The sequence below is a fragment of the Streptomyces sp. NBC_00223 genome (assembly GCF_036199905.1).
Taxonomy (GTDB): Bacteria; Actinomycetota; Actinomycetes; order Streptomycetales; family Streptomycetaceae; genus Actinacidiphila.
In genome coordinates, this window is record NZ_CP108109.1 from 3,235,746 (window position 1) to 3,259,349 (window position 23,604).

Here is a 23,604-nt window from a genome sequence, read left to right on the forward strand (position 1 = left end):
GTAGTGGACTACCTTCTCCGCAGCGTCATCCTGCACCCTCTTAAGTCCGACAAGTACCCAGACAGGCCACTAGTAAGACTCGTACAGGTCTCGTACGTCTCGTACGGCTCTTGCGTCACACAAGATCTGCCCCACACGTACCCCCCACGTGCCCCGTCACCGCGTCCGACCACCTGGCGGCTCCCGTTATGACTCGCGCCATCACCCTGCACGAAGTTTCCAAGTACTACCCGAAGCAGCCGTCGCCGGCCGTGGACAGGTTTTCGCTCGACATCGCACCAGGTGAGTTCCTGGTGCTCCTCGGTCCTTCGGGCTGTGGGAAATCGACCGTTCTGCGCATGATCGCCGGCCTTGAGGACATCACGACCGGCGAGCTGCTGTTGGACGGCGAATACTCCAACGACCTCGCGCCCGGCGACCGCAAGATGGCGATGGTGTTCCAGAACTTCGCCCTCTACCCGAGCATGACCAGCCGCGAGAACATCGGTTTCCCGCTGCGGTTCGAGATGCCCGGCGAGGAGCACGGGCCCCGGGTCGACGAGACGGCGCGCATCCTCGGCATCGAGGAGATCCTGGACCGCTACCCCGGACAGCTCTCCGGCGGTGAGCGGCAGCGTGTCGCGATGGGCCGCGCGATCTCCCGCCACCCCTCGGTCTTCCTGATGGACGAGCCGCTGTCCAACCTGGACGCGAAGCTCCGCGCCCACCTGCGCGCCGAGATCGCCCGCCTCACCCACGGCATGGGCGTCACCACCGTGTACGTCACGCACGACCAGGCCGAGGCGATGTCGCTGGGCGACCGGGTCGCCATCATGCGCAGCGGGGTGCTCCAGCAGATCAGCAGCCCGCGCGAGGCGTACCACCTGCCGGAGAACGTCTTCGTCGCCGCCTTCGTCGGCACCCCGAGGATCAATCTGCTCCAGGCCACCGTGATCGCCCCGCTCAGCGGCGGCATGTGGATCGACTTCGGCCGCCAGCGGCTCGGCCTGCCCGAGCCGCTGAGCTACGACCACCAGATGCTGCGCATCCAGCAGGGCCGTCCGATCATCGTCGGGCTGCGCTCGGAGGCGGTCCGGATCGCCCAGCCCAGCCAGGCGCACGCCGGCGAGGTCGTGCTGAGCGGGATCGTCGAGCACGTGGAGTACCAGGGCCATGAGTCGCTGGTGCACCTCAACACCGGCTCGCGTCCGGCCGTCGTCCCCGAACTGGAGGCGCCGCGGCCCACCGGGCCCGGCGTGCGCCCCGGTTCGCGCCGGTCGTCGAACGGCTCCGGCAGCCTCGGCAAGTTCGCGCAGAAGGCCGCGCGCCGGCTCCAGGCGTCGGTGATGGACCGGGACGGCGGCGCGCCCGCGAAGCCGTCCCACTCGCCGGGCCACGGCCCGGTCTCCGTGATGGACCGCCCCAACTCCACGCCGGAGACCCAGACCGGCGACATCGTGGTGCGCACCGGACCCGACATCCGGGTCCGCCGCGGCGACCGTGTCCCGCTGCTGGTGGACCTCGCGCAGCTGTACGTCTTCGACCACGAGGGCCGCAGGATCTGCCCCGCCCCGGCCGAGCAGCCGCGTCTGGAGTAGCCGGGGGCCGCGAGCGGCCTACGCCCGGATGCGTATCCCGGTGAGGGCGGGCAGGCTGCGGCTATGAGTATCGACGACTACGGCGGCGGTCAGACCGCGGGCGCGGACATCCTCGTCGTCACCACGAACGACGCCCCGGGCTTCCGGGTCGAGCGGGTGATCGGCGAGGTGTTCGGGCTGACCGTGCGGTCCCGGCATCTGGGCAGCCAGATCGGCGCGGGGCTGAAATCGATGATCGGCGGGGAGCTGAAGGGTCTGACCAAGACCCTGGTGCAGACCCGCAACCAGGCCATGGAACGGCTGGTCGAGCAGGCGCGGGCGCGCGGCGCCAACGCCGTCTTCGCCATGCGGTTCGACGTGACCGACGCCGCCGACCTCGGCACCGAGGTGTGCGCGTACGGCACGGCGGTGGTGCTCGCCCGCGAGTAGGGCGTCCCGGGTAGCCAGCGCCCACCGTCCCCCCGCCGGAAGGCACCCCCATGGCCCTGCACAAAGGCTCCAGCGTACGGAACGACGTCGCCGTCAACCCCTTCTTCGGCGCCGCCGATCCGGTCGCCGACATGAACGCCGCCCCGCCCAAGCACAAGCTGGCCGAGGGGCCGATGACGCCCACGGCCGCGTATCAGCTCGTGCACGACGAGCTGATGCTCGACGGGAACTCGCGGCTCAACCTCGCGACCTTCGTGACCACCTGGATGGAGCCGCAGGCGGCCCTCCTGATGTCCGAGTGCGCGGACAAGAACATGATCGACAAGGACGAGTACCCGCGGACCGCCGAGCTGGAGCGGCGCTGTGTGTCGATCCTCGCCGACCTGTGGCAGGCGCCCGACCCCGGTCAGGTCGTCGGCTGCTCGACCACCGGTTCCTCGGAGGCGTGCATGCTGGCCGGCATGGCGCTCAAGCGCCGCTGGACCAAGCGCACCCCGGGGTATCCGGCGACCGCCCGGCCCAATCTGGTGATGGGCGCGAACGTCCAGGTCTGCTGGGAGAAGTTCTGCACGTTCTGGGAGGTCGAGGCCCGGCTCGCGCCGATGAGCGGCGACCGGCTGCACCTGGACGCCGAGGCGGCGCTCGCCCTGTGCGACGAGAACACCATCGGCGTGGTGGCCGTGCTCGGCTCGACCTTCGACGGGTCGTACGAGCCGGTCGCCGAGATCTGCGCGGCGCTCGACGCCTACGAGGAGCGGACCGGGACGCACATCCCGGTCCATGTGGACGGTGCCTCGGGCGCGATGGTGGCGCCCTTCCTCGACCCCGACGTGGTGTGGGACTTCCGGCTGCCGCGGGTGGCGTCGATCAACACCTCGGGCCACAAGTACGGCCTGGTGTACCCGGGCGTCGGCTGGGCGCTGTGGCGGGACGCGGAGGCGCTGCCCGAGGAGCTGGTCTTCCGGGTGAACTACCTCGGCGGTGACATGCCGACCTTCGCGCTGAACTTCTCCCGGCCGGGCGCGCAGGTCGTCGCCCAGTACTACTCCTTCATGCGGCTGGGCCGGGACGGCTACCGGGCGGTGCAGCAGTCCAGCCGGGACGTGGCCCGCTCGCTCGCCAAGAGCTTCGCGGAGCTGGGCGACTTCCGGCTGGTCACCAAGGGCGACCAGCTGCCGGTCTTCGCCGTCACCACCGCGCCGGGCGTGACCTCGTTCGACGTCTTCGACGTCTCGCGGCGGCTGCGCGAGCACGGCTGGCTGGTGCCCGCGTACACCTTCCCGGCCGACCGCCAGGACCTGGCCGTGCTGCGGCTGGTCTGCCGCAACGCCTTCTCGCAGGACCTGGCCGACCTGCTGATGGACGACATCACCCGGCTGCTGCCCGAACTGCGCCGCCAGGCGCACCCGTTGAACCGTCCGGAGTCCGTAGCGACCGCCTTCCACCACTGAGTCCCACCGCCGAAAGGGGCACCCCCATGTCCGCGCACACCTATCGCGTCACCGAGATCGTCGGCACCTCGCCCGAGGGGGTCGACGCGGCCGTCCGCAACGGCGTCAGGCGCGCCGCCAAGACCCTGCGCGGGCTGGACTGGTTCGAGATCACCCAGGTCCGCGGGCACATCGTGGACGGGGAGATCGAGCACTACCAGGTCGGGCTCAAGGTCGGCTTCCGCCTGGAGGACGCCGAGTAGGCGCGGGATCCTCCCGTACGGCGGCTCGTACGGGAGGGACGGGCACGAGCGCCCGTCCGCGCCCTTCGGCACCTTGGTTCGTCACCCGAGCTTCGTACCCCGGCTTCGCGCCCTGGTTGCGCCGTCCGGGGGCGTTTTCCCGGACGGCGGCTCCCTGGACGGCTCAACAAAGGTCGCCAAATCCGACAATTCGTCAAATCCTTTTGTCGTCAAGGCGGACATACGACGGATTCGCACCCGAGTCCCGTCGTCACCGCCGTGGACGCGACGCATTCTCGGGAGCCGTCATGAGTCAGCACGATCCACCCGCCAGTCCCCCACCGCCGGGCGCCGGACCGCCGGGGCCCGGCGGTCCGGCCCCGACCGGACCGACCCCCGCCCACACCCCGCACGGCGGCCACCAGCCGCACCAGGGGCACGGGCCGGGCAACGGCTGGGCGGGCGGCGGCACCCTCTTCGCCGGGATGATGCTGGTGATCGGCGGCGCGCTCGCGGTGCTCGAAGGCGTCGTCGGCATCGCGAAGGACACGGTGTACGTCGTCACGCGCGGCTCCTACACCTACAAGTTCGACGTGACGGCGTGGGGCTGGATCCATCTGGTCCTCGGCGTCATCGCGCTGCTCATCGGCTTCGGACTGCTTTCCGGCCTGGAGTGGGCGCGGTACGCGGGCATCCTGATCGCCGCGCTGAACCTGATCGCCAACTTCATGTTCCTGCCCTACCAGCCGGTCTGGTCGATCATCATGATCGCGATCGACACGTTCATCATCTGGTCGCTGGCCACATACCACCGAGGCAACGCACGGACGGGGGCCCTGCTGTGATCCCGAACCCGCTCACACCCACCCTTGACCAGCTGCGGCGCTGCACGATCGCCGTCGATCTGGGAGCCGCCCGTACCCGGGTCTATCTGCGCAACTCCGGGCTGGTCGTCGACGAGCCGAGCGTCGCGGCGGTCGACATCCGGACCGGCGCGCTGATCGCGGTCGGCGCCCGCGCCGAGACGATGGCCGGCCGCACCCCCGACCACATCCGGGTCGCCCGCCCGGTGGCCGGCGGCGCGGTGGTCGACATCGACATGGCCCAGCGGATGCTGCGGCACGTGCTCGGCGACAAGCTCGGCCGGCGCTGGCTGCGGCTCTCGCTGCTGCGCGGGATGCCCGTGATGCGGGCGGCGGTGTGCATGCCGCACGGCGCCGAGCCGATCGCCCGGCGGGCCGCGATGGAGACGCTCTACGGGCTCGGTGCCCGCCGGGTGGAGATGGTGGACACCCTGATCGCGGCGGCCGTCGGCTGCGGGCTGCCCGTCGAGTACCCGGAGGCCACGATGGTCGTGGTCTGCGGGGCCGGTACGACCCAGGTCGCGGTGCTCTCGCTCGGGTCGATCGTGGCCGCGGAGACCGTCCCCGTCGGCGGCGACGCGATCGACCGCGCGGTGGTGGAGCATCTGCGGCACCGGCACGAGCTGCTGCTGCCGAGCCAGTCCGTACGGCCGCTGCACCAGGTGCTCGGCGGGCCCGGCACGGGCGGTACGACCACCACGAAGGTGCACGGGCGCGACGTGGTCAGCGGTATGCCCCGCACGGTGCTCGTCGAGACCGAGGCCGTACGGCAGGCGATGCGCACACCGCTGACCTCCGTGCTGGACGCGATCACCTCGGTGCTGCGGCGCTGCGAGCCGGATCTGGTCGCCGACCTCGGCGACCGCGGGATCATGCTCGCGGGCGGCAGCGCGCACATGCCGGGGCTCGATCTGATGCTGCGGCGGGCCACGGGGATGCCCGTGCACATCGCGCCGCACCCGGACACGGTGGCCGTGTGCGGGCTGGGCGCGATGATCGAGGGCCAGGTGCGGGCGATGTCGCTCGAAGCGCTGGCGGTGTAACGGCGAGGCGCCCGGTTCCGGGCCCGCGCGGCCTCAGAACCGGGCGCGGTCGGCCGCCGCCTCGCCGTGGCTCCAGCCCTCCGCGTCCCGTCCCTTGAGGCGGGACGTGGTCGTCGTGGGGAACAGCCGCCGGGTCTCGGTCCGTACCGCCAGGTCGCGGGCCGCGAGCACGGGCAGCAGGCCGGGCGCCCCCGGGGTGGCCCGGACCTCCTCGTCGGTCGCGGCGGTGAGCCGTTCACGGACCCGGGACGCGTACGCGATCAGGAAGGACTCGCGGAAGTCCCGGGAGCGGGAGGACTTCCCCCGGTGCAGCGCGTGGTCGGCCTGGACGAGCAGCGAGGTGTAGAGGAGTTCCACCGCGTCGAGGTCCGCCGCGTGGCCGACGACCGTCGAGAAGCCGAAGTCGCCCGACCAGACGGACTCACAGCGGTTCGCCGCGGCGACGGCGTCGAGCAGCAGCGCCTTGGCGCCCTCGTACGGCCGGTCCACGCCGATCCGGCGGGCGCCGGGGCCGCCGCTGCCGGGCGCCGACAGCAGTGCCTCGTCGATGCTGTGCCGGGCCATCAGGTGCTGGGCCTTCGCGGACAGCGCCTCCGCCTCCTCGGGGAAGCCGGTGGACTCGGCCTTCGCGAGCAGCGCGCGAATCCGCCCCAGCATCCGGGACGCGCCGGGCGCCGGGGGCGTGGCGGGGGCCTCGGTCGCGGGGGTCACCGCGGTGATACGGGGGAGGCGGCCGTACAGGCAGAGCAGTTCGACGAAGACGGAGGCGGCGGAGAAGCGGTCGAGCCGTTCGCGCGCCGCGAAGCGCGCGAGGTCGTCGGCGCCGGGTTCCAGCGCTTCGGCCAGCCGCTGGTGACGGGCGGTGAGTGCACGGCCGGCCATGCGGACGAGGTCGGGGCGCTCCCACCCTCGGGCCAGGCACTCCCGTACGAGCCGGGTGGCCAACGCGGCGGCCGCCGCGCTCCACGTCTCGCCGCGGGCCGCGAGTACGGAGGCGGCCGCGTCCACCTCGGCCTCTGCGCCGCCGGCCGCGCGCGCCCGGCCGTACGCCTGCTCGAACTCGTCCACCCGGCCATTGTCCGTGACGCGGCGGGGTGGCACGGACAGTGCCGGGGCTCAGCGGCTGTGCTCGCCCTGGGCGACCTCGATGGAGCCGTGCAGGTCGTGGGCCGCCTCCAGGGCGCACGCGGCCGACACGGCGAGGCAGGCGGCCAGCAGGACGGCCGTCACCCGCGATGTACGGGCGCGCAGTCCGGACGGCGCCGGGTCCACACCGAGCAGGGCGGCGACCCGGCGCGGTACGGGTCCGGCCGTGGCCGACAGAACCGCCGCGTGCGGGCGCGGCGACGGGCGCGAGGCCAGGGCGGCGCGGCCGATCGCGCGGGCGGCGAGCCGACGGTCGCCCACGGCTTCGGCGGCGGCCTCGTCGGCCCACCGTTCGAGCGCGTACGACAGGGGTCCGCGCAGGACGCGCAGCGCGGGGTGGCAGGCGCAGGCCAGCGCGAGGGCGGTCAGGAAGAGATGGTGACGGCCGGCGAGGTGGGCGCGTTCGTGGGCGAGCAGGGCTTCGCGTTCGGCCGGGTCGAGGGCGCGGAGCATGCCGCTGGTCACGACGATCCGGCCGGGGCGGCCGGGCAGGGCGTACGCGTCGGGCCCGGCGTCGGGCAGCACGGTCAGATCGCCTGCGGCGGTCCCGGTCCCGTCGGCCAGCCGCCTGGCCCGGGCGGGGAGCAGGACGTGCCGCCGCAGGGTCCGCGCCAGCGCGGCGAGGACGGCGGTGAGCAGGACGGCGGCGGCGCAGGCGGCCGGTACGGTCACCTCGTCGCCGACCACGGGCAGGACGAGGTGGCCGAGCGCGGCGACCGGCGGCAGCCGGAGCGCTCCCGCGCCGGCGAGCAGGGCGAGCGCGGCGGTGCCGCACATGGCGAGCGTCACGGCGGACACGGCGATCAGCCAGGCCGCGGCGCGCGGCGGCAGCGCCTCGGCGAGCCGCCTGGCGGCGGCGGCCCCGAGCACGGGAGCGACAAGCGGCCCCCACACCACCCAATTCACGCGACCACCCCTCCGGGGAGCCATCCACCCGCGAGCCCGCACACGGCCGTGCTCCCTCGCCCCGCCCGGCCCGGCGGCCATCCCGCCACGGCCCCACCCCCACCGACGCACCCCGCGCCAAGCGGGCGGCCGGGCGCGGAGGTTGGTGCGAGGAGGCGGCGAGCGCCGACAAGCGAGTGACCGGCCGCGGGGCAGGCCGTGCGGCCGGGTGCGGGCGGCGTCAGGGGGAAGGGCGACGCGCTCGGTGGTGGGGGCTCGGCGGGGCGGAGGGGGTGGCCGGGGGCGTCGCCATGTGGTCGGCGGTGGGGGGTCAGCACGTGGGGGCCTCGGCATCGGGGGGCGGGGGCGCGTCGGCGAGGAGGGTGCGCAGGAGGGCCTCGTCGTCGGGGCTCAGCTCCGAGACGAAGCGCGCCAGCACCGTCCCCCGGTCGTCCTCCGCCGACTTGTCGAGTTCCGTCCGCATCCGTCGCGCGGCGAGCCCCGGCGAGTCCTGGACCGGCAGATACGCGTAGCCGCGCCCGTACCGCACCCGCGTCACGGACCCCTTCTCGTACAGCCGCCCCAGAATCGTCGTCACCGTGGTGCGCGCCAGGGCCGTACCCAGGTCGCGCTGGACGTCCGAGGGGGTCAGCGCGCGGCCGCCCGCCGCCCAGAGCGCCGCGAGCACGCTCGCCTCCAGCTCACCCGAAGGGCGGCGCGCCGCGTTGGCCTCCGGCATGGATGGATCGCCCCTTCCCACTCTTCGTCTACAGTTCCGTAGACCGACTACACGACTGTAGTCGGCAGGGGTGCCCCGCCGCGCCCCCCGACCCATTATGGGAGGGCCCCACCGCCATGCCCCTGCCCGTGCCCCTACCGCCGTCCGGCCCCGTGTTCGACCAGGCCGTGAACGTCCTGAGCGCCACCTCCCTGCTGTCGTCCTTCGGCGCGCTCGGCATCGCCGTCGTGATGTTCGCCGAGACCGGCCTGCTCGTCGGCTTCTTCCTGCCCGGCGACTCGCTGCTGTTCACCGCCGGGCTGCTCTGCGCGTCCGGCTCGTCCGCAGCCGTGCACCTCACGCTGTGGCAGGTGCTGATCGCCTCGCTCGCGGGAGCACTGATCGGGGCGCAGACGGGATATGTGATCGGGCGGCGCGGCGGACCCGCGCTGCTGGCCAGGACCCGCAGCCGCAAACTCCACGAGGGCGCGGCCAGGGCCGGTGAGCTGCTGGAGCGGTACGGCCACGCCAAGGCCGTGGTGCTGGCCCGCTTCATCCCGGTGGTCCGCACGGTGCTCAACCCGCTGGCCGGCGCCCTGGGGGTGCCCGCCCGCACCTTCACGGTCTGGCAGCTCGCGGGCGGCACCGTCTGGAGCGTGGGCCTGGTGCTCGGCGGGTACGGCCTCGGCTCGTCGATCCCGCACGTGGACACCTACCTCCTGCCGATCGTCGCGCTGATCGTCCTGGTCTCGCTGGCACCGCTCGCGCTGGAGCTGCGGCGCGGACGCGGGAAGGGCGCGGGGACGGCCACCGCGGACGCGCCGGCCCCGGCCGCACAGGCGCCGACCCCGTACGCCTCGATCCCGCGCACCGAGCGCACCCACCACCACCCCCACACCCCGCACAGCCCGCACCACCACCACAGCCCCGCCGCCGAGCCCCCGACCGCCGGGCCCGCCGCCCCCGCCGCGCATCCGGAGGGCCTGTGACCCCCCGTTTCGACGCCGGCCTCTACCGCTGGGTGGTCGATCTGGCCGCGCACACCCCGCAGCCGGTCGACACCGCGATCCGCCTGTTCAGCGACTACGGCCTCGGCCTGTTCGCCGTGCTGATGCTGCTCACGTGGTGGCGGGCCCGGCCCGCGGACTCCGCGCGGATGGCCGCCGCGCTGGCCGTCCCGCTGATCGTGGTCGCCGTCTACCTCGTCAACGACGGCGTCAAGTCGGTCTTCGACGAGCAGCGGCCCTGCCGGACGCTGCATGTGACCACGACCGTCGAGTCCTGCCCGTCGCTCGGCGACTGGTCCTTCCCCAGCAACCATTCCGCCATCGCCGCCGCCGCGGCCGTCGCGCTGCTGCTGGCGCACCGCCGGGCGGGCCTGATCGCCGTACCGCTGGCGCTGGCGATGGCCGCGTCGCGGGTGTGGATCGGCGTCCACTATCCGCATGACGTGGTGGCGGGGCTGGCGCTCGGCGCGCTGGTGGCGTGGCCGCTCGCGGTCGCCACGCGGCGGGCGGCCCCCGCGGTGAATCGACTGCGGGGCACCCGGCTGCGGCCGGTGCTGAAGGCGTCGCCGGACGGCACGCCCACGTTCAGATGAATGGGATGATTCACCTTATATCAATGCAATTGTCGTACTTCCGTATGTTCGACACTGAACGGAGAGACATGCGCATCCGTACGATTATGTCCGCCTGCGGCGTCGCCGCCGCACTCCTCGTCGGCACCGCCGGGGTCGCCGCCGCGGCCGGCGGGCCCACCACCGTCAACGGCAACGGCTCGGTCGACGCCGTCGGCAACACGGTCACCGGCGGCAACCTCAGCCCGCAGATCGGGCTGGTCCAGGGCTCGCTGAACAACCTCTGCGCGGGGGTCCCGGTGAAGGCGAACCTCGGCTCGCTGATCGGTCTGATCCCGATCACCGTCCAGGACGTCAACGTCCTGAACAGCACGCAGAACCAGCAGTGCACCAAGAACTCCAGCCAGATCCAGGGTGACGGGCCCCTCTCCCACATCCTCAGCGGCGACTCGCTGCTCTCCGCCCGACGCTGACCGCCGGGGCCGTACGGGCCGCCACCGCCGCACCCACCGGCGGTGGCGGTCCGTACAACGGCGGTGGCGGTCCGTACGACAGGGCTCCGCGCGGTACGTCGAGGGCCCGTGCGATCAGCGCGATCAGCGGTAGGTCGCCCTCAACTCCGCCCAGCGCGCGGCCTGTTCGTCCGTGAGCGTGCCGCGCAGCTCGCCGAGCTTGAGCAGCGCCGCCTCCGCGCCCGCCGCCAGCGTCTGCGCCTCCGCCCGGTAGTGGTCGGTCACGGCCGCCTCCAGTTCGGCGTCGTTCATGGTCGGGGTGATCCGCCCGGCCAGCCTGGTCATGTTGCGGTACGAGCCCTGGAGCAGGAACGGCGGCTCGGTGCGCGCGGCCGCGGACTGCCCGGCGGAGGCGATGTACGCGGCGTTGACCGTCAGCAGCGTGTCCCTCGCCCGCAGCAAGTGCCGCAGCACGGCCAGGACTTCGGCGCGTTCGGCGGCGGAGTACGGGTGGTTCAGGTCCTCCGCGCGGGCTGTCGGGTCGCCCTGGGCGAGGCGGACCAGGATCTCCAGGTCGGCCCGGTCGCGGGCGGCCAGCGGCGCGAGAACGGGGTTGGCGGTCAGCGCGTTCTCCACGTAGCTCAGCGCGAAAAGCGCCTCGCGGCCGGTGAGGACGTCGCCGAGGTTCCACACGTCGGCGCGGTTCGCGAGCATGTCCGGCACGCGGAACAGACCGCCCGACTCGGTGTACGGGTTCCCGGCCATGCACACGGCGAAGCGTCGGCCCCGCAGGTCGTAAGTGCCCTCCGCGCCCTCGATCCTGCGCTGCGCGTCGCACAACGGGATGAATTTCTGGAGGAGTTCGGGCGAGGTGTGCTGGATGTCGTCCAGATAGAGCAGGACGTTGGAGCCGAGCCTGAGGGCGAGGTCGATCTTCTCCACCTCGCGTCGGGCGCTCGCGTCCGGCGCGCGCTCGGGGTCGAGCGAGGTGACGCCGGTGCCGAGCGCCGGGCCCGAGACGGTGACCAGCGCGAGCCCGAGCCGGGCGGCGACGTACTCCACGAGCGAGGTCTTGCCGTACCCGGGCGGGGACATCAGCATCAGCAGGCCGCCCGACGGGCCGAACTGCTTGGCCAGGCTGTCCCCGACGAGCGGCAGATAGACCTCGTCCAGCAGCCGGTTGCGGACGAAGCCGGCCGGCGGCCGGGCCCGGTAGGAGTCGAGCGCGAGCCGTTCCCGCTCGGCGGCGACCACGGCGGTGCGGTGCCGCTGGTACTCGGTGTAGGCCGGGATGTCGTCGGCGCGGAACCGCCGTACCCGGGTGAGGAGTTCGTCCAGGCGTACGTCGAGGCGGCCGCGGGCGACCCGGGGGTGGGAGCCGAGCAGACCGTCGACGGTCAGGGCGACCTCGGCGTCCACCTCGTACCGTGCGAGGTCGGCGCCGCAGACCAGCGCGGCGGCGGCCTCGGCGCGGTCGCCCTCGTCGGCGTCCAGCCCGCCCAGCCACGCCTCCGCGAGCTGGCGGCGGGCGGGCAGATCGCCGCTCAGCGCCTCCAGGTCGGCGGTGAACTCCTTGTACGGGACGCCCTGCGGGCCGCCCAGCGCCTCGGCGAACCGCTCCCGCAGACGCCTGGCGGCGGGCCCTTCGGCGAAGCCGCCGCGGGCGGCGGCCAGTTCGGCCACGAGGTACTCGCCGAGGAGGTCGCTCTCGGTCCCCCAGCCCCCGCCCGGCCCGGGCCCGGGAACCCCCGCCCCGGCCAGAAACTCCCCCGCCGCCGCCCCGATCTCTGCGGCGAGCGCGGCCAGCGCGCCCCCGATCCCCCGACCCCCGCGGAGGTCCGCCCCCGTGCCAAGGCCGACGGCGCCCGGCACACGGCCTGGCGCCGAGCCCGCCTCCGGGAGGGCGTCGCCGCCCTGCCGCAGTGTGTCCGGCGCCGCGCCACGGCCGGGCCCGCCCGGCGCCGGACCGAGCCCCGACTGCGAGCCGGAGGCCGGCCGAGAACCCGCACCGGAAGCCGTCCCGGCGAGGCCGAACATGCCCAGGTCGGCCCCCGCGCGGAAGCCGGCGGCGCCCGGCACACGGCCCGGCGCCGGTTGCGAGCCGGGGCCGGACGCCGTCCCCTCGGGGGCGGGCCCCTCCGGCGACGGGCGAGGCTCCGACCGCGGCCCGGAGGACGACCATGAACCCGACGTCGGCCCGGTCCCGAGGGATGCCGCCGTACGGGAGCCGGCAGCCGCACCGGGGCCCGGCCGGGGACCCACGCCTGAGCCGGGCGCCGGCCGCGGGCCGGAAGCCGTTCCGCCGAGGGCGGGCGCGCCCGGCGCCGGACCGATTCCCGGCTGCGAGCCGACGGTCGGCCAAGGGGCGGCGCCAGGGGCCGGCATGCCGGGCCCGGCTGCGGCGGAACCCCCGCCCGCCCACGGCAAGGGGCTCGCGCCGAAGGCCGTGGACGCGCGGGTGAGGGAGCGGGCGCGGGTGGTCCAGGCGGCGCGGGTCCGATCCGTCGTGCCGTGGGTCCAGAAGAGCTGGGCCGCCGCACGGGTCGCGGACGGGTAGCGCAGCAGGTCGGCCCGCGCGGCCAGGCCGGTCAGAGCGCGCAGGATCAGCGCCGCGTCGTGGTCGTGGACCCCGCGCTCGTACCCCTCGCCCGGCCGCGCGGCGGCGGCCTCCCGGACCAGTACGGTGAGGTCGCCGTCCGTACCGCCCCCGGGCCCGCCCGGCAGGGTGTCCAGCAGGAGGCTCGCCGCCAGGTACTCCGCCCGGTAGAGCGCGGGGGACTCCGAGGGCAGCGGGCGGTTCCAGAAGCGGCGGGTGGCCGCGAAGGCCGGATCGCGGACGGGTACGAGATAGTCCGTGCCGCTGACCGTGAAGGCCAGCCCGTCCCCGTGCGGTACGAGCGCCGGCTCGAACGGCTGGGTGTTGACGGCGAACCGGTGCCGTCCGAGGCGGATCGCGGCGCCCCCGTCCTCGTACAGGTCGAGCCGGTCCCGCAGCGCGCGCCCGGTGTCCTGGCGGGCGGCGGCGAAGGCCGCGTCGAGTTCTGCCGCCCGCGCGGGGTCGCCGAGAGTGCGCAACTCCCCCGCGATCCGCCGGTGTTCGGCCGCCATCGGGTCGGAGGCGAAATACGTGTTGACCTCGTCGGCCGAGGACAGCGCGGCCGCGCGGCGCCGTATCCCGTCGAGGATGCGCGCCGCCGAGGCGGTCAACCGCTGGGCGCGGCGGGCCCGTTCGTCGGCCAGTGCCTGCTTGCGGGTGGCGAAGGTCTGCTGGATCTCCTCGCGCCGGGCGTCGAGCGCGGCCAGCCGCTCACCGTCCGCGGCGAACCGCGTCGTCAGGTTCTCGACCTGGACCAGCAGCCGCCCGAGCTGCTCCTCGCACCGCTCGGGGGTGTCGGCCGCGGCCAGCGCCCCGCCGACGCTCTGCGCCAACAGCGCGCTCTCCGCCGCGAATTCGGCCTCGGTCTCGGCGGCGCGCAGTTCCCTGCGGCGGCCGTCGAGCACGGCCCTGGCCTGGTTGACCGCGCCGAGCACATCGGCGGCCAGCGCCAGGATACGGGTGCGTACGGTCGCGTCGCTGATCTCCAGGGTGCCGGCCGTCTCGGTGACGGTGGTCAGCCCGGCGGCCTGCTCGTCCAGTACGGCGGCCAGCGGTTCGGCGTCGGCGGCGGTGGCGATCGCGGCGGCCAGGGCGGCGGTCTCGGCGACCCGCGCGCGGTAGCCGTCGAAGGCCCGCTCGTCGGCGAAGTGTGTGGCCGCGCGTCCTGCGGCGGTCGCCAACTCCTTGCCCAGCAGGGCGTCGAGCGCGTCCAGCCGTGCCGTGTCGGCGTACCGCGTCTCGCGCAGGGACATCAACTGGCCCTGTGTCCGGCGCAGTTCGGTCAGCCGCCGCACCCACTCGTCGGCGGTGGCGGCGGCCTCTCCGCGCACCCGGCGGCCGAGCGCGGCGATCCGCGCCTCCGCCGCGTCGATCGCCTCCGTGGCCCGCGCGGTGGCCTCACGGACCCGCGCGTACTCGGCGAGCACCTGCCGTCCGGTGTCGCGCACCTCGGCCAACGGCGTGGCCAGATCGCCGGTTTCGGGGTCGGACAGCCAGTGGTGCCGGTCGAGCACCCGCTCGGCGGCGGCGACCAGCGCCTCGTGCACGGCCGCCGCGGAGCCGGGCTCCAGGGCGCTGCGGGCCACCGACAGGGCGTCGGAGACGGCCCGCACCAGATCGGGGTTGCCGATCCGCTCCAGCGGCCCTTCGCCGACCGGCTGCGCGGCGGCGTAGGTGTCGGACAGAAAGGGCGTGTGCCAGCGCTGGAGGGTGTGCACCCGGGCCGGTTCGCCGCCGTCGGCCGGGCGCAGCGTGATCAGCGTGCCGTCCTCGTACAGCGCGCAGCCCTGGACGTGCAGGGGCGCGGCCGCCTCCTTGCGGATGAGGTTGTACGGCAGCAGCAGCCGGCGGCCGTCGGCGGCGGCGTGGAAGACGTACAGCACGTCCTCGCCGTTGGCCGAGCGGACCAGGCGCTCGAACTCCAGCTCCTCGCCGGGGACTTCGGGCCCGAGGTCGAAGGTACGGGTACCGCCGGTGGCGAGCGCGTAACCGCCGGGGAAGACCACGCCCTGCTCGTCGGGCAGCCGCAGGCACGCCCGGCCGAGCGCGTCGATCCGCTCGACCTGCCCGGTGCGGGTGTTGACGGCGAAGTGCCGGTCGGTGTGCTCCCGGTACGGCCGCACCCGCAGCAGCACCAGCGGGCCCGCGGTGGCGTAAGCGGCCTCGGCGTCGGCGAGGGACTGCAACGCGTCCTCGACCGGCTCCTCGTGGACGGTCTCACCGGTGCGGATGGTCAGGCTGCCGCCGGTGGTGTCGAGCGCGAGGGTGCCGCCGTCCGCCGCGGTGAGCGCGATGTACGGGCGCCGCCCGTCGACGTACGCCTCCCGGCCGACGACCGCCCACTCCACGGCGCCGGCGGGCTGCTCCGCGCTCTCCCGGGCGGTGCCCTCGTAGCCGCAGCTCCCGTCGCGGCCGACCCGCCAGCTCAGCACGCGCGCGTCGGTGACGGCGGGGCCGGTCCTGAAGACGACCAGCACCCGCCCTTCCTCGACCCGCACCCGCAGCACCCGGGTCTCCCGGTAGTAGCGGTACAGCTCGCGGAAGTCCCGGATGAAACCGGGGTCGTCGAGCAGCCCGGCGGGCCCGTCGACCGGCGCGTCGCCGGACCCGCCGTCTCCCGCGTCCGCCGCCGGGCGCACCTGGAAGACGTCCCCGACGTCCGTGACCTCGGCCGGGTTGGCGGCGAAGAGCAGATACGGGCCGACCGGCGCCACATCGGCGGGCAGCGCGGGCCGGGCCGTGCGTACCCGCCCGGTGCCGTCCAGCCGCAGCTCGGCCGAGCCGAAGACCTCCTGGCGGCGGGCGTTGAGGCCCTCGGCCCTGGCCGACAGCTCCCGGGCGGCGGCGGTGAGCCGGTCCCTGAGCACGTCGTACGCGTCGGCGTCGAGCACGGGGGCCGGGGCCGTGTCCCCGGCCGCGTGTGCCGGCTTCGCCTCGCTCACTGCTTCACGAGCCCGTTCACGGAACCGTTGGCCGCCGTGGCGCTCCCGCCGGCCACCGCCGCGGCCGCCGCCGCGACCGGGGCGTCGGCCAGACCCAGCGCGCGGGCCTGGTCCAGGAGTTGCTGGAGGCCGGCGGTGCGCGGTCCGCCGTCGGCGATCAGCCGGGCCAGCAGGGCGGAGACGGTGAGGTTGCCCGCGTTCGCGCCCAGCGAGGACAGGATGCGGGTGGCGTCCTCGGTGAAGCGGGAGGAGCCGTCCGTCCAGGGGGCCGTCATCGACTGCACGGTCTCGGAGTTGGCGATGAAGGTGTCCACCGAGCGGCCGGCCGCGACCGCGCCCATCAGCCGGTCGAAGAAGACCGTGTCGCCGCCGACGATGCTGATGTCGGCCTTCTCCAGACCGGTGGCCAGTACGGTCGCCTGCGCCTCGGCGATCTGCCGCTGGGTGTCCAGCCCGGCCAGCCGGATGTCCTTCTCGGCGGCGAGCCGCAGCCGGTACTCCTCGTGGCCGCGCGAGGCGTCGTCGAGCGCGGCCATCGCCGCGGCCTTCTCGGTGAGGCCCGCGGCCTCGGCCTTGAGCTTCTCGCCGATCATGGCCGCCTCCGCGGAGGCCTGCGCGGTGGTGCCCTCGGCGGTGGCCAGCGACAGCAGCCGCGCGCCCTCCGCCTCCGCCTTCAGCCGGGCCGAGGTGGCCTCGGCCTCCGCGACACCGACCTTGGTGATCGCCTCGGCGCCGCGCTCGCGCACCTCGACCTCGGCCAGGCCCTCGGCGGCCGCCTCGGCCCTGATGCCCTCGGCGAGTCGGATCTTGGCGTCCGAGTCCATCTCGGCCGCGCGCTTGCGGGCCTCGGCCATGGTCAGCGTCTCGCGGGCCTTGTACTGCGCGGCCTGCTCGGCCGCCTCGGCGGCCTTGATGTCCTTGACCAGCTGCTCCTGCGCCTGCGCCTCGGCGGTGATGATCAGCGCCTGCCGCTCGCGCTCGGCCTCCTGGACCAGCCGCAGGTGCTTGATGGACTCCTCCTGCTCGGCGACCGTACGGTCCACCGCGATCCGCTCGCGCACGACGTCGGCGACCTCGCGGCGCTCGCCCTCGACCTCCTTCTCCTTGGAGATACGGGCGAGTTCGGTCTCCCGCTCGCGGGCGATCACCTCAAGGACGCGGTCCTTCTCGATCCGCTCGTTCTCGACGGCGATGACGCGCTCGCGGTTCTTCTGGGCGACCGCGACCTCACGGGCCTGGTTCTCGCGCTGGACGCCGAGTTGCTCCTCGGTGCGCAGGAACGCGGCCTGGGCGCCGAGGCGTTCCTCCTCCTGGACCCGGGCGGTGGCCGCCTCCTCGCGGGCCCGCATCGTGTCGACCTCGCGGCGCTGCTTGATCTCGGCCTCCGCCTGGCGGCGTTCGAGCTCCAGGATCGTCTCGCGGGCGTCGACGTTCTGCCGGGTGATCTCCTTCTGCTCGGTGCGCTGGAACTCATTGGTCCGCACATGCTCGATCGCCGTCAGCTCGGTGATCTTCCTGATGCCCTGCGCGTCCAGGATGTTGGCCGGGTCGAGCTGGGTGAGCGGGGTCTGCTCCAGGAAGTCGATCGCGCAGTCCTCCAGGTGGTACCCGTTGAGGTCGGTGCCGATCACCTGGATGATCTGGTCGCGGAAGTGCTCGCGGTGGGTGTAGAGGTCGACGAAGTCCAGCTGCTTGCCGACGGTCTTGAGCGCCTCGGAGAACTTCGCGCTGAACAGCTCCTGAAGCGTCTCCTGGTGGCTGGCCCGCTGGGTGCCGATCGCCTGCGCGACCTTCACCACGTCCTCCTTGGTCTTGTTGACCCGGACGAAGAAGGTGAGGTGGATGTCGGCGCGGATGTTGTCCTGGCAGATCAGACCCTCGCGGCCGGTGCGCAGGATCTCGATGGTCTTCACGGAGATGTCCATCAACTCCGCGTTGTGCAGCACCGGCAGGACGACGGCACCGGTGAAGGTGACGTCCACCTGCCGTGTCTTGGAGATGATCAGCGCCTGGCCCTGCGCGACCTTGCGGAAGAGCCGGCTGACGGTGAAGAGAACTCCGAGTGCGATGAGCGCGAGGACGGCGAGCAGTACGCCGATCCCGATGGCGGTGGCATCCATGGCGGATCAACCTCGATACGGTCTAACGGATATGAGCGGGTCTCAGGTGCTGGCGGGCGCGGCCGGCGGAGCGGCGTCGGGGCCCGCGGAGCGGTCGGCGCGAGGGTCCACGAAGGTGGCCGCGGGTTGGTCCGCGGGTTCGCCGGCGCTCTGGTCGTCACGTTTGTCCGGGCGTTTGCCCGTGGTGCCGCCCGCGGCCGCGCTCGCGAAGGGATCGGCCGTGAAGGGATCGGCAGCCGGGTCGTCGAAGGGCGCGACCCAGAAGAACTCGCCCTCGGGCTCATAGCCGTAGAGCAGCCCGGTGCTGCCCGAGGTGAAGGTGTCCTCGCCGTTCTGCCGGACCTGGACGATCGCGGTGGAGCCGTCGGCCGCGGTGACCTCGGCCTGGCCGAACCGGTCGGTGACCCTTCCGGTGCGGATCACGCAGAGCAGGCCGACGAAGTCCGCGCGGGAAGGCGCGGGTTCGGCGGGGAAGAGGCGGCGCAGCGGCCGTACCAGCAGCCAGGTCAGCGCCCAGGAGCCGATCAGCGCGGCGATCAGGACGGCGCAGGACAGGGCGGCGCGGACCGGGCCGTGGACTCCGCGGCCGTCGACGGCGGCGGAGCCGGCCAGGCTCAGGAACCAGGCGAGGGCGATCAGCAGCGACAGCACGACGGTGACGGGCACGCCGCCGAGGCCGGCGCCTGCCAGCAGCCCGGTCTCGCCGTGTTCCCCGTCCGCGTGCCCGTCGGGGCCCCCGTGGTGGTCGGACCCCATGTGGTCGTGGTGGCCGGGTCCGTGCGCGTCGGCACCGCCGACCAGCACCAGACCCCAGAAGCCGACCACGACCACCAGCGCCCCTCCGAACAGCACGGTCGGAAAGCCGAGGACGACGTCGGTGAACTCCCCCATTCCCGCTCGCCTCCCCCCGTGTGGCTCTTCGACCGCCGTGACGATCCTCGCAGTGGGGAGAGGTGAACGGCACTTCCGGTTTCCGGCAGTCTTGACGGCCCTTGGCGTCCTGGACCGCCCGCAACCGAAACGCCACCGGCCGCCGTCCGCGCGGTGGCGCGGAGGGCGGCCGGTGAGTGGCTGTGGGGTACGAGCCGGTCGGGCCTGGCAGCGGGTCGGTCAGACCTGCGCGGCCTCGACCTCAAGGGCGATCCGGATCTTGTCGCCGACCGCGGCACCCGCCGCGCCGCCGGTGATGCCGAAGTCGCTGCGGCTGATCTCGGTCGCGGCCGAGAAGCCGGCCACGGCGTTGCCGTCGAAGCCCTTGCCGAAGCCGTTCAGCTCGAGCTTGAGGGTGACGGTCTTCGTCACGCCGTGCAGGCTCAGCTCACCGTCGACCTGGAAGACCTCGGAGGTCTCCGGGCGGATCGTGGTGGAGGAGAAGGTCAGCTCGGGGAAGTTCTCGACGTCCAGGAAGTCCGGGTTGCGCACGTGGGCGTCGCGGCCCTCGTTGTTGGTGCTCACGGAAGCGGTCTGGATCACGGCGTTCACCGAGGACTCCAGGGGGTTCTCTGCGGTCACGATCGTGCCCTCGAAGGCCGTGAAGTGGCCGCGGACCTTCGAGACGCCGAGGTGGCGGACGTAGAAGGACACGTCGGAGTGGACGGCGTCGATCTTCCAGGTGCCGGCGACGTAGCCAGGGATCACTTCGGTGGTCATGGGGGGCTCCTCGGGGGGCGCGTGGGCAAGCAGTAGATGATTGAGCTTTCACTCACCATAACGCTCGGGTATTGAAAGTTCAACCACCCTTATGCTGGACCCATGAGTGGCGACGTGCGGTGGCTGACGGAGGCGGAGCAGGAGATCTGGCGGGCGTACATGACGTCGAGCGTGGAGTTCTCGGCGTATGTCGACCGGCAGATGCGCCGGGAGTCCGGCATGCCCATGGCGTACTACGAGATCCTGGTCCGGCTCTCGGAGTCGGACGGGCGATGTCTGAGGATGAGCGATCTCGCGGAGGCGTCGCAGTCCTCGCGCAGCCGGCTCTCGCACGCGGTGGCGGCGCTGGAGAAGAACGAGTGGGTGCGGAGGAAGCCGGCGGACGCCGACCGCAGGGGGTGGGTGTGCGAGCTGACCGACGCGGGGTTCGCGGCGCTCGCCGCGGCGGCGCCGGGGCATGTCACGGCGGTCCGTGAGCACCTTTTCGACGTCCTGACGCCGGAGCAGCTGGACACGTTGCGGGAGATCGGGCTGGCGATCAGTGCGGGGCTCCGTGCGGAGTGCGAGGAGGCGAGGGCCGCGGAGGCGGAGGACGACCCCTGCGACCCCGCCTCCGGCGCACCCCCCTGCTAACCCCAGCCACCCCGGGCCGAAGGCCCAGACCCCCCGCCGCCACGGCGAGCAACCCCCGCGGCGCGGACCGGGGGCGCCAAACCCGCCTGGCCGCCGGGGCAGCGACCCTCGCGGAAGCGCCCGGGGCGGCCGGTGCCCAAAAATCTGCCTCGGCGCGGCAGCGACCCCCCGCGTAAGCGCCCAGCGCGGGCCGAAGGGCCCAGTAACTCCCCGCCGCAACGGCGAGCACGCACGCGGCGCGGACCGGCGGTGCCGAACCCGCCTGGCCGCCGGGGCGACACCGCCCAGTCCCGGCAGGACCGGCGCACGCGCGGCGCGGTCGTATCCGACGTCCCGCCGGCAGGTGGGCTTGGCACCGCCGAGCTGCGGCATCGGGGTGCTCACCGTCGCGGCGGAAAAAGCTGGCGGGCTCGCCACCGACCATGCAGACGTCCCACCGGCAGGTGGGCTCAGCACCGCCGGGATGCGCCGTCGGGGTAGCCGCCGTCGCGGCGGGAAGAGGGGCGGGCTCGCCGCCGCCCCCAGACGCCCCGCCGGCAGGTGGGCTCCGCACCGCCGGTCCGCATCATCGGGGTGCTCGCCGTCGCGGCGGGAAAGCGGGAAAGAGGGGCGGGCGCGGGGCCGGGGTGGTTAGAGGGGCTTTGTGGGCCAGTTGAGGAGGCGGGCGCCCAGGGCTGCCGTTTCGAGGGTGTAGCGCTGGAGGGGGTCGTCCGGCGCGAAACCCGTGATCGCCGCTATCCGCTCCAGCCGGTACGACAGCGCCCGCACACTCAGGTCCAGGCGACGAGCCGCCTCCGCGTTGACATAGCCCGCGGCCGCGTACGCCGTGATCGTCTCGACCAGCGGCTCCGCCCCGCCCCGCGCCTGCGCCAGCGGCCCCAGCACCGTACGCACCAGATCCGCCATCGCCGCCCGGTCCCGCATCAGCACGGGGAAGACCAGCAGATCGGCCGCGTTGAGCACGGGAGCGGTCAGACCCAGCCGCTCCGCGAGATCCAGCGCGCTCAGCGCCTCCTCGTAGGAGCGGACCACCCCCACCGCCCCGCTGTGCGCCCGGCTGACCGCGACCTGGCCGCCGGCGGCGAGCTTCACGAAGGCGTCGAGCGTCGGCCGCTGCGTGGTGGGCGCGATACAGACCAGCCGACCGTCCTTGGGCGCGACCAGCGCGTCGTGGTCGCCGAACCGCCCGGCCAGCTCGCGTTCGATCCGCCGCAGCAGCGTATGCGTCGCGTCGTACGCCTCCCCCTCGGGCGGCGCGGCCACCGCGACGACATGCCGGTCGGCCAGCCGCAGCCCGAAGCCCTCGGCCTGCTCGGCGATCCGCCCGGGGTCGCTGCGGCCGTACAGCAGATCGTCCACGAAGGTCCGCCGTGCCGCCTCGGCCCTGCGCACGGCGTGCCGCTGGGCCCGGTCGTGGCCCTCCGCGAGTGCCGCGACCCCCGTTTCGAGGGCGGCAAGCACGGCCGTACCGACCCTGCGCAGTTCCGCGGCGTCCCGGGCCTTGGCCACTCCCGGCAGCGTGGGCCACGCGCGGCGGGCCGCGGCCAGATGCTCCGCAGTCAGTTCACGCAGCCCGAACCCGGAGTCCGCGGCATGCTCGCCGATCACCCGCCGGCTGTCCCGCTCGGCCCGGTTGAGCACGCGGCAACTGCGCGATATCTCGGCCAGCGACTCCGGAAAACCCGCCACGAACTCCGCGGGCACGGCGCCGCCGCCCTCCCCCGCCGCCGACGCCACCACAGCCCCCCGACCCCCATCCCTGCCGACTCGGTCGGGACGCCACTTCCGACATCCGGACACCGAGAAGGTACCAAGACTGCCGGATCCCGGAAACAGGGCATACAGAAGCAGCCCCTGGGCCCGGCTCCGGGCGGGGCTGCGGACGGCGGGCCGCCCGCGGGATCCCGAACGGGCTCGCGGGGCTCGAAGGAACCCGCGGGCCTACTTGGCGGAGGTGGTCGGCGTCGCGGTCGCCTCGCTCGCCGTCACCACGTCGCTCGGGGTGATCGCCTCGGGCGCCGGGGTCGACGTGGCGGTCGGCGCGCTGCCTTCGGCGGGCGCGTCGTCGCTCTTCATCGCCTTGGCCTCGGACTTGAGAATGCGCATCGACTTACCGAGACCGCGCGCGGCCTCCGGCAGCTTCTTGGAACCGAAGAGCAAGATGACGACGATCGCCACCAGGATCAGGTGCCCCGGCTCCAGCCCGTTTCGCAACATGGGACCTCGCTTCGTTGAAGGGCCGACAGCTGATGCTTCGGCTCTCGCATTGTCACCCGAAAGCCGGCGCCGACGGCACCCAGGTTCTCAAAGCATGCGCAAAAACGCCGTGAACGGAAAGACCCCCCTTCGGCCGGCGCCCCCGTCCCGGGCCCCCGGCGGGAGCCGCGCACGGCGCCAAACCCCGTGTGACCAGGGATTTTCCAGCCGTACGCGGCCCAGGGAGGCGGTCCGGGCGCCGCGTACCGCCGTACGGACTCCCGCGGGCGGATGGCCGGGACCGTACGACCGGGACGGCAAATGGTCTGGACCGGTGGGACAGCTTTAGCGCGCCCGTTCGGTCGTCACGCGGCGACGGTGACCTTTCCGCGGTGCAGCACGCGGTGGCGGTAATGCGGCCGGGCCGGTCGGCGGGCGAAGACGACCAGCCGCAGGACGAGGAAGCGTCCGGTACCCGCGAGCGCGGAGGCGGCGAGGTAGACGGCCTGGGTCAGCAGCGGCGACGGGTGCGGGTGGAGGGCGCCCAGGGCGAGTACGGCCGCGGTGGTGAAGAGGTAGCCGGCCGCCAGGGTGAGCGCGGACTTGGCGTGAATGCGCCAACCCGCTGATCCCGCGCCTCCCGTGCCGAAGGTGAAGCGGTGGTGGAGCTCGGTGGCGAGCAGCGTGGACACCACGGTGACGACCGCGTTGGCGACGGCGAACGGCACCCGGCCCGCGACGAGCAGCAGCACCCCGCTGGAGAGCAGGCTCACGCCGCCGCCGCACACCACGAACCGTACGAACGCGGCGACCGGCCCGCGCGGCTTCGCGCCGGCCGGAACCGCCGGGGCCTCCGCGGGAGCCTCAGCCGGGGCCTTCGTCGGGGCCTTTGTCGGAGCCGGCGCAGGAACGCCCGCCCGAGCCGCCGGCACGCCGGCCGCCGGTGCCTCCGCCGGAACCGCCGCCCTCGCGGTGCTCGTCGTCTCCATGGACGTCCCCCTGCTCTCTGCCATGACAGCACTGTGCCCGGCGCCGCCGACACGGCGCCCACACGACGCTGACACGGCACGCACGGGGCGGACATCCCCCGTCGGCGGGGTGTC

19 protein-coding genes and 1 pseudogene are annotated in these 23,604 nt (G+C 73.8%); 10 read left to right on the plus strand and 10 right to left on the minus strand.

Annotated features, from left to right (window positions below; genetic code table 11):
- The first annotated feature begins 188 nt into the window (after positions 1-188).
- The 6 genes from OHA30_RS13525 to OHA30_RS13550 all read left to right on the plus strand — a co-directional run bounded on the left by OHA30_RS13525 (position 189) and on the right by OHA30_RS13550 (position 5,584).
- Positions 189-1,577 carry an ABC transporter ATP-binding protein gene (locus OHA30_RS13525; RefSeq protein ID WP_328914080.1) on the plus strand — a complete coding sequence of 463 codons (1,389 nt, stop codon included), beginning with the start codon at positions 189-191 and terminating at the stop codon, positions 1,575-1,577.
- 63 nt (positions 1,578-1,640) lie between these two features.
- The gene (locus OHA30_RS13530; RefSeq protein WP_328914081.1) at positions 1,641-2,006 is read left to right on the plus strand and encodes a YbjQ family protein; all 366 of its coding nucleotides are present in this window, start codon (positions 1,641-1,643) and stop codon (positions 2,004-2,006) included.
- Between the two features lie 50 nt (positions 2,007-2,056).
- Entirely contained in the window at positions 2,057-3,457 is a 1,401-nt protein-coding gene (locus OHA30_RS13535; RefSeq protein WP_328914082.1) for a glutamate decarboxylase, read from the plus strand.
- Positions 3,458-3,483: 26 nt separating this feature from the next.
- A complete protein-coding gene (locus OHA30_RS13540; protein ID WP_328914083.1) occupies positions 3,484-3,699 on the plus strand; it encodes a dodecin in 216 nt (71 codons plus the stop codon).
- Positions 3,700-3,986: 287 nt separating this feature from the next.
- On the plus strand, positions 3,987-4,523 hold the full coding sequence (locus OHA30_RS13545) for a DUF7144 family membrane protein (protein ID WP_328914084.1): 537 nt from the start codon (positions 3,987-3,989) through the stop codon (positions 4,521-4,523).
- Entirely contained in the window at positions 4,520-5,584 is a 1,065-nt protein-coding gene (locus tag OHA30_RS13550) for a rod shape-determining protein (RefSeq protein WP_328914085.1), read from the plus strand. Before OHA30_RS13545 ends, OHA30_RS13550 begins: the two co-directional genes overlap by 4 nt.
- Before the next feature lie 33 nt (positions 5,585-5,617).
- Here OHA30_RS13550 and OHA30_RS13555 read toward each other — a convergent pair whose 3' ends face one another.
- From OHA30_RS13555 to OHA30_RS13565, 3 genes are all read right to left on the minus strand, one after another.
- Positions 5,618-6,652: a DUF2786 domain-containing protein gene (locus OHA30_RS13555; RefSeq protein WP_328914086.1), complete on the minus strand. Its 1,035-nt coding sequence runs from the start codon at positions 6,650-6,652 to the stop codon at positions 5,618-5,620.
- A gap of 48 nt (positions 6,653-6,700) precedes the next feature.
- On the minus strand, positions 6,701-7,636 hold the full coding sequence (locus OHA30_RS13560) for a M56 family metallopeptidase (protein WP_328914087.1): 936 nt from the start codon (positions 7,634-7,636) through the stop codon (positions 6,701-6,703).
- Positions 7,637-7,946: 310 nt separating this feature from the next.
- Positions 7,947-8,354, minus strand: a complete 408-nt coding sequence (locus tag OHA30_RS13565) for a BlaI/MecI/CopY family transcriptional regulator (protein ID WP_328914088.1) — start codon at positions 8,352-8,354, stop codon at positions 7,947-7,949.
- Between the two features lie 116 nt (positions 8,355-8,470).
- Between OHA30_RS13565 and OHA30_RS13570 the strand changes: the two are divergent.
- The 3 genes and pseudogenes from OHA30_RS13570 to OHA30_RS13580 all read left to right on the plus strand — a co-directional run.
- Positions 8,471-9,121, plus strand: a pseudogene (locus OHA30_RS13570) (DedA family protein); the annotation flags it as partial.
- Between the two features lie 197 nt (positions 9,122-9,318).
- Complete coding sequence (locus OHA30_RS13575) at positions 9,319-9,933, plus strand: phosphatase PAP2 family protein (RefSeq protein ID WP_328914089.1); 615 nt, start codon at positions 9,319-9,321, stop codon at positions 9,931-9,933.
- Positions 9,934-10,001: 68 nt separating this feature from the next.
- Positions 10,002-10,385: a rodlin gene (locus OHA30_RS13580; RefSeq protein WP_328914090.1), complete on the plus strand. Its 384-nt coding sequence runs from the start codon at positions 10,002-10,004 to the stop codon at positions 10,383-10,385.
- Between the two features lie 123 nt (positions 10,386-10,508).
- On the opposite strand, the gene OHA30_RS13585 is transcribed toward OHA30_RS13580, so the two are convergent.
- The 4 genes from OHA30_RS13585 to OHA30_RS13600 all read right to left on the minus strand — a co-directional run bounded on the left by OHA30_RS13585 (position 10,509) and on the right by OHA30_RS13600 (position 19,672).
- Positions 10,509-15,902, minus strand: a complete 5,394-nt coding sequence (locus OHA30_RS13585; RefSeq protein WP_328914091.1) for a DNA repair ATPase — start codon at positions 15,900-15,902, stop codon at positions 10,509-10,511.
- On the minus strand, positions 15,899-18,022 hold the full coding sequence (locus OHA30_RS13590) for a flotillin family protein (RefSeq protein WP_328914092.1): 2,124 nt from the start codon (positions 18,020-18,022) through the stop codon (positions 15,899-15,901). The genes OHA30_RS13585 and OHA30_RS13590 overlap by 4 nt, the downstream gene beginning before the upstream one ends.
- Before the next feature lie 42 nt (positions 18,023-18,064).
- Positions 18,065-18,913 carry a hypothetical protein gene (locus OHA30_RS13595; RefSeq protein ID WP_328914093.1) on the minus strand — a complete coding sequence of 283 codons (849 nt, stop codon included), beginning with the start codon at positions 18,911-18,913 and terminating at the stop codon, positions 18,065-18,067.
- 219 nt (positions 18,914-19,132) lie between these two features.
- Positions 19,133-19,672 (minus strand): YceI family protein, encoded by a 540-nt coding sequence (locus OHA30_RS13600; protein WP_328914094.1) that lies wholly within the window; start codon positions 19,670-19,672, stop codon positions 19,133-19,135.
- 102 nt (positions 19,673-19,774) lie between these two features.
- Between OHA30_RS13600 and OHA30_RS13605 the strand changes: the two genes are divergently transcribed.
- The gene (locus tag OHA30_RS13605) at positions 19,775-20,305 is read left to right on the plus strand and encodes a MarR family winged helix-turn-helix transcriptional regulator (RefSeq protein ID WP_328914095.1); all 531 of its coding nucleotides are present in this window, start codon (positions 19,775-19,777) and stop codon (positions 20,303-20,305) included.
- 630 nt (positions 20,306-20,935) lie between these two features.
- Here the strand turns inward: OHA30_RS13605 and OHA30_RS13610 are convergent.
- The 3 genes from OHA30_RS13610 to OHA30_RS13620 all read right to left on the minus strand — a co-directional run bounded on the left by OHA30_RS13610 (position 20,936) and on the right by OHA30_RS13620 (position 23,514).
- Positions 20,936-22,042 (minus strand): PucR family transcriptional regulator, encoded by a 1,107-nt coding sequence (locus OHA30_RS13610; protein ID WP_328914096.1) that lies wholly within the window; start codon positions 22,040-22,042, stop codon positions 20,936-20,938.
- A gap of 204 nt (positions 22,043-22,246) precedes the next feature.
- A complete protein-coding gene (gene tatA / locus OHA30_RS13615; protein WP_328914097.1) occupies positions 22,247-22,522 on the minus strand; it encodes a Sec-independent protein translocase subunit TatA in 276 nt (91 codons plus the stop codon).
- Between the two features lie 344 nt (positions 22,523-22,866).
- Positions 22,867-23,514 carry a GtrA family protein gene (locus OHA30_RS13620; protein WP_328914098.1) on the minus strand — a complete coding sequence of 216 codons (648 nt, stop codon included), beginning with the start codon at positions 23,512-23,514 and terminating at the stop codon, positions 22,867-22,869.
- Positions 23,515-23,604 lie beyond the last annotated feature (90 nt).